General features: G+C 68.9%; 6 protein-coding genes and 1 pseudogene. 2 read left to right on the top strand and 5 right to left on the bottom strand.

Features of this window, described 5'->3' with window-relative positions:
• The 3 genes and pseudogenes from VGL85_RS12305 to VGL85_RS12295 all read right to left on the bottom strand — a co-directional run.
• A pseudogene (locus VGL85_RS12305) lies at nucleotides 1–215 on the bottom strand (peptide-methionine (R)-S-oxide reductase); the annotation flags it as partial.
• A 138-nt stretch (nucleotides 216–353) separates the two neighbouring features.
• Nucleotides 354–878, bottom strand: coding sequence for an HD domain-containing protein (locus VGL85_RS12300; RefSeq protein ID WP_331589235.1), 525 nt, complete (start codon nucleotides 876–878; stop codon nucleotides 354–356).
• A gap of 91 nt (nucleotides 879–969) precedes the next feature.
• A complete protein-coding gene (locus tag VGL85_RS12295) occupies nucleotides 970–1,665 on the bottom strand; it encodes a nitroreductase (RefSeq protein WP_331589234.1) in 696 nt (231 codons plus the stop codon).
• A gap of 176 nt (nucleotides 1,666–1,841) precedes the next feature.
• Here VGL85_RS12295 and VGL85_RS12290 point away from each other — a divergent pair, with 176 nt between their 5' ends.
• The gene (locus VGL85_RS12290; RefSeq protein ID WP_331589233.1) at nucleotides 1,842–3,161 is read left to right on the top strand and encodes an acyl-CoA dehydrogenase family protein; all 1,320 of its coding nucleotides are present in this window, start codon (nucleotides 1,842–1,844) and stop codon (nucleotides 3,159–3,161) included.
• Between the two features lie 150 nt (nucleotides 3,162–3,311).
• On the opposite strand, the gene VGL85_RS12285 is transcribed toward VGL85_RS12290, so the two are convergent.
• Entirely contained in the window at nucleotides 3,312–4,283 is a 972-nt protein-coding gene (locus VGL85_RS12285; RefSeq protein ID WP_331589232.1) for a hypothetical protein, read from the bottom strand.
• Nucleotides 4,284–4,453: 170 nt separating this feature from the next.
• Here VGL85_RS12285 and VGL85_RS12280 point away from each other — a divergent pair, with 170 nt between their 5' ends.
• Complete coding sequence (locus VGL85_RS12280) at nucleotides 4,454–4,978, top strand: hypothetical protein (protein WP_331589231.1); 525 nt, start codon at nucleotides 4,454–4,456, stop codon at nucleotides 4,976–4,978.
• A gap of 79 nt (nucleotides 4,979–5,057) precedes the next feature.
• On the opposite strand, the gene VGL85_RS12275 is transcribed toward VGL85_RS12280, so the two are convergent.
• The coding region (locus VGL85_RS12275; protein ID WP_331589230.1) for an SDR family NAD(P)-dependent oxidoreductase at nucleotides 5,058–5,454 on the bottom strand (397 nt) is incomplete at its 5' end.

The raw sequence follows: 5,454 nt of genomic DNA, 5'->3' as shown, positions 1-5,454 counted from the left end.
TGGCCGTCCAGTGGGCTTGATCCGGGCGCTTCGGTCCCCGCGCGGCGCAGGACGTCGAACTGGGCGGGCGTCAACCGCCGACGCCATTCCGCGTCGGTGCGCACAACCTCAAAGCTCTCGCCGTCCGGCTTGGCTGCGCCGCGACCGACCCCGACCAGGTAGCCGAGGACACCGATCACCGCGCCGCCCGCGAGCAAGCTTCTGCGGTCAATCATCGCATCCTCGCGATCGAGCTTCGAGCAATTCGATTCACGTCTCGTAGTTCGACCGGAAGGGGCGCGAGGTTACACCGCTGAGAATTAGAGCGGGTTGCGGGCGGAAAAACCGCTTCACACTTTTCCGCGGGCCCGCTCTTAGTCCAGGGCCTTGGCCGCCGCGTCGAACTGCCCGGCCAGCCACGCATTCGCGTCGCGGCAGCCGGCGACGACACGGCGGGCCCAGTCGACATAGTCGTCGCGCCGGGCGCGCGGCCAGTCCGGCGGCGGGCTGGCCAGCAGCGATCTGAGATTGGACGTCTTGTCGGCCAGCTTGATGACCTGTGCGCCCCAGGAGGCATGCGCGGCATGCTCGACCTGCAGGTGCTTGCGCACCTGCTTGGGCAGGCTCTTGTCGTCGGTCACCTCCGCCGTCAGGTCCGCGATGCGGGGTCCGAAAACGGTGCGGAGTTCGTCGATGGTGGTGTCGGTGTCTTCGACGGTGTCGTGCAGGATCGCCGCGATGACCACCTCCAGGTCGCCGTCCGTGGCCTGAGCGACGAGTTCGGCCACCTCGGTCAGGTGGTTCATATAGGGCTCGGCCGCCTCGCCTTTTCGGCGTTGGTCGACGTGCTTGCGGGCGGCGAAATGGTAGGCTCTGGTGAGCTCGACGGTTGGGTTCAATAGTCTCTCCCTTTGCTGGACGGTGTTCCCGGCGGCGCCGATTAAGCCCCGCGCCTCATTCTACCACGTCGATTCCAGCGCCTCGGGGGGGCTATTCGTCGAAGCCGACGAACACCGCGGCGTCATCGACCGACTTGCGGCGGGAAACGACGGGATTGGCCGGGAAGGTCTCGTCGGGATAGCCCATGGCGATGCAGATCATGATGACCTGGTCGTCCGGGATTGCGGCATGTTCGCGAACCACCGGCGACTGCATGATGCCCTGGCTGTTGATCACGCAGCCCAGGCCGCGCGACCATGCCGCGTTGACCAGCGCGTTGGCGACCGCGCCGCAATCGAACGGCGCGATGTCGCCGCCGTGGATGGATCGATCGTAGGTCACCACCACCGAGACCGGCGCGTCGAACTGGCGAAAGCCGCGCAGCACCCAGTCCTGCCGCGCCGCCTGGTCGTGCCGCTCGATGCCCATGGCCGCGAACAGCTGCTTGGCGATCTCGATCTGCCGCTCGCGGTGCGCGCCCGCATAGGCGCCGTGGCCGCGGAACTCGCGCGAGTCCGGTACGCCGGCCAGGTTGCGTTCGGTGTTGCCGGCGCGGATGCGGTCGAGCGCATCGCCGGCGACCACGTAGAAGTTCCACGGCTGGGTGTTCAGCGACGAGGGCGCGCGCATCGCCATCTCGATCACCTCGCGGATCAGCGCCTTGGGCACCGGGTCTGGCTTGTAGCCGCGGATGCTGCGCCGGCCGAGGACGACGTCGTCGAAGCTCGGACCACGCGACGTTTCCATGGCTGCCTCTCCTTTGGCGGACGTCGTCGGCGAGAAGGCCGCCGATGCGCAAGGGCGGAGGTAAACCGCATTTGCCGATTTCCTCAAACAGTTGTTTGATTTTTTCCTCGCGGCTGGCAAAGATGCCGGCGGCGGCGCCGTAAGGGCAGCCAGACAGATCAGGGAGAGATGAGGCCATGAGCGAAGTCCAGGAACGGGCGCAGTCGTCCTTCAATCTGAACCCGCAGGACGAGTTGAACGACCTGCGCATGTCGGCCAAGGCCCTGCCGCTGCTCGAGCACGTCCGGCGCTTCATCCGCGAGACGGTGAACCCGATGAGCGAGGAATACCGGCGCCTCGGTGAAGGCAAGACCGACCCGTGGTCCTTCGCGCCCGGCCAGCTGGAAGTGCTGGAAAAGGCCAAGGACAAGGCCAAGGCCGAGGGCCTGTGGAACTTCTTCCTGCCCCATGCCGAGACCGGCGAGGGCCTGTCCAATCTCGACTACGCCTATATCGCGGTCGAACTGGGCAAGAACCCGATGGCCTCGGAGACCATGAACTGCGCCGCGCCGGATACCGGCAACATGGAGGTGCTGGAGCGCGTCGGCACGCCGGAACAGAAGAAGCAGTGGCTGGAGCCGCTGCTGGCCGGCAAGATCCGCTCGGCCTTCGCCATGACCGAGGTGAACGCCGCCTCGTCGGACGCCAAGAACGTCAACACCCGCGCCACCCTGGTCGGCGACGAATACGTGATCAACGGCGAGAAGCACTACATCTCCGGCGCCGGCGACCCGCGCTGCAAGGTCATGATCACCATGGTCCAGACCAGCCCCGAGGGCCCGCCCAACCTGCGCCAGTCGCAGATCCTGGTGCCCACCGACGCGCCCGGCGTGAACATCGTCGGCCCGATGGCGGTCTTCGGCAATATCGACGCGCCGCACGGGCACATGCACATCATCTTCGACAATGTGCGCGTGCCGGCGTCGAACATGCTGCTGGGCGAGGGCCGCGGCTTCGAGATCAGCCAGCTGCGCCTGGGCCCCGGCCGCATCCACCACTGCATGCGCGCCATCGGCCAGGCCGAGAAGGCGCTCGACCTGATGGTCACCCGCGGCCTCACCCGCGAAGCCTTCGGCAAGCCGATCATCCAGCTGGGCGGCAATATCGAACTCATCTCCAAGGCCCGCATCGACATCGAGGCCATGCGGCTGATGGTGCTGAAGGCGGCCAAGGCCATGGACGTCCTGGGCAATCAGGAAGCCCGCGTCTGGATTCACATGGTCAAGGCCATGGTGCCGGTGCGTGTCTGCGAGATCATCGACCAGGCGATCCAGATGCACGGCGCCCTCGGGGTCAGCCAGAAGACCCCGCTGGCGCAGATGTACACCTCGACCCGCACCCTGCGCATCGCCGACGGTCCCGACGAAGTCCACCACATGGTCGTCGGCCGCAACGAGCTGCGCCAGTACCGCGAAATGCCGCAGGACGCCTCCACGGCGGCGGTTTTCAGGAACTAGGCCGGGCCCGCGCCGCGGACTCTCGGTCAGCGGCTACCACGACCCAAATCCAATTGCGCCACCGGTCTCCCATGACTTGGCGATTGGGGCCGGTGGCGGGCCGACCGCCCATCGGTGCAGGGCTCAGGATGACGTTGCGGGCCCGAGGCGTCAGCACGGGTAGTGCACCGGGCGCCTCACATAGGCGCCAAGGTCGTCATCCCACACCAGGCGCCGACCCACGCACGCGCCGGGGCTGTAGTCCGCGTAATAGTAGTTTGCCGACCGCGCGTCGTCGGGCGACCAGACGGCGTAGTCGATCGGCGGCAGCGCGGCGTAGGTGACCGGCCGCCAGTCGTCATCCCAGTCGTAGCCGACGCCGGCATCCCACGCATAGGCGGGTCCCCAGGCGTAGCCGGGCCCCCAGGGGTAGGGCGAACCCCAGTAGTCCGCCCAGTAGGCCCGATAGGGCTCGCCCCAGCAGCCCCAGCCGCTGGCCCAGTATCCCCAGTCCGGACACGACGGGTAGCCGAGGCTCCAATCGACCGCCAGGCCCAGCCCGAACGGCCAGAGCCAGTCATCCCAATCGAGGCCGCGCCAATCCGCATCCCCACGCCAGCCATCGAAACCACGGACATCCCAGCCGCGTGCGCCCAGGCCGGCGGGGCGGCCCGGGTCGAAGGACCCGCCGTTGCGGAATCCATTCGCCGCAAAGCCGTTGCGCCCCGTACTGAGTGCGCCGCGCCCCGGGCCAAACCGGGCGCCGGCGTTTCTGGCGAAGGCCGGGCCGCCGTGGCGGCCGCTGGCCCGCGCCATCGCCGGCCTCGCGCCGGCGCCGCGCCAACCGCTGAAGGCCGGCCCGGCGCGGAACCCGCGTCCGGGTCCGCCGCGCGCCGCGAATGCGGGGCCGCCGTGGAAGGCCTGGGCGCGCGAGTAGCCGCCGGGGACGCCGGACATCCGGCCGGCGTTGAAGCCGCCGCGCGGGCCGGCGAATCCCATGCCGCCAGGTGCGTGGGCGAAGCTCGGCCCGCCGTGGAATCCGGCCCCGCCGCCGCGTGGCCCCGCCGCGGCGATGGGTGGGGTTGCCGCGAGCAGCGCCGCGCTGACGAGGGCGACCAATCCGGTCTTCAGAGTAATTCGCACGGCGAGTCCTCGGCGTTCCGAGTTGTGCCCGACTCAACGCCCGGGCGGCCGATCGGCTCCCGGCCGCCACGCGGACGCGCATCCATCGGCCTGCTCGCGCGTTTGACGAACCGCCGCCTTTCGCGGCGACAGAGGCCGGGGGCGCCTCGCCATCGCAACAGGAGGGCGTGATGACTCCCAACCTTCCCATCTTCGGCGCCGGGGCGCTCATGGCCGCTTCAGCGCTTCTTTCCGGATGCAGCCCGAGCGCGTCCGCCCAGGGCAGCGGCTTGCAGCTGACCGGCTCGAAGTACTGCTCGCCGTTTAAGGCCAACGGCGAAGCGACAGGGGCGACCGCGCTGAACGCGGCGCTGAGCGACCCGGCTGGCGCGTTCGACGACTGCATCCACCGGTGGGGTTACACGCTGGCGCCGGCGCGCGACCCGGCCGACGTGGTCGCGCAGGCCGCTGTCGACGCCTGCGGGCCGATCATCGCCGCCTGGAACCAGCAGGCGACGGGCCAGGAATCGACCATGCCGCCGACGCGCTACCGCAGCCGCGAGCCGCAAGACGCGCAGCAGCCGAGTCCGCAGGCGCAGCAGATCCGCATGGCGGAGTCCAAGGCGCTGTTCTACGTCGTCCAGGCCCGCGCCGCCGGCTGCACCCCGCCGCCAGCCAATACGCTGCTGGCTGCGAACACCAACGCGGGCGGCTAGCACTTCGCCAGCGAAGATACTCGGGCGCAGATGGTGATGGCGAAGCGGCGCCGCGAAAGGTTCCGGGCGCAGCCAGCGTTCAGATCTGGGCCTGTCCGCCGTCGACGCAGATCTCGCTGCCGGTCATGAAGCTGCTGTCGTCGCTGGCCAGGAACAGGGCAACGGCGGCGGTCTCCTCTGGCTCGCCCAGCCGGCCCAGCGGCAGCTCGCCGACCAGGCCGCCGCCGTCCTGCATGCCGAGTCGGGCGAGAACATTCATAAGTCCGGGCGTCCTTGTCGGCCCGGGGGTCAATACATTGACCCTGATACCGGTGCCCTTCAGATCGACCGCCCAGCTCCGCGCAAAATTCCGGATCGCCGCCTTGGACGCGCTGTAGACGCTGAAGGCGGCCGTTCCTTTGACGTCGGTGGTCGAGCCGGTGAGGATGATCGAGCCGCCGGCCCGCATGAGCGGCAGGGCCTTCTGCACTGTGAAC

Source organism: Phenylobacterium sp. (genome assembly GCF_036501465.1).
Classification (GTDB): Bacteria; Pseudomonadota; Alphaproteobacteria; order Caulobacterales; family Caulobacteraceae; genus Phenylobacterium.
Note: the sequence above shows the minus strand (reverse complement) of the source record. Positions and strands in the feature narration are given on the sequence as shown.

Excerpts from the sequence above, each read along its gene's own strand:
- VGL85_RS12295 (WP_331589234.1), bottom strand. The coding sequence starts at position 1,665 with ATGGAAACGTCGCGTGGTCCGAGCTTCGACGACGTCGTCCTCGGCCGG.
- VGL85_RS12290 (WP_331589233.1), top strand. The coding sequence starts at position 1,842 with ATGAGCGAAGTCCAGGAACGGGCGCAGTCGTCCTTCAATCTGAACCCG.
- VGL85_RS12280 (WP_331589231.1), top strand. The coding sequence starts at position 4,454 with ATGACTCCCAACCTTCCCATCTTCGGCGCCGGGGCGCTCATGGCCGCT.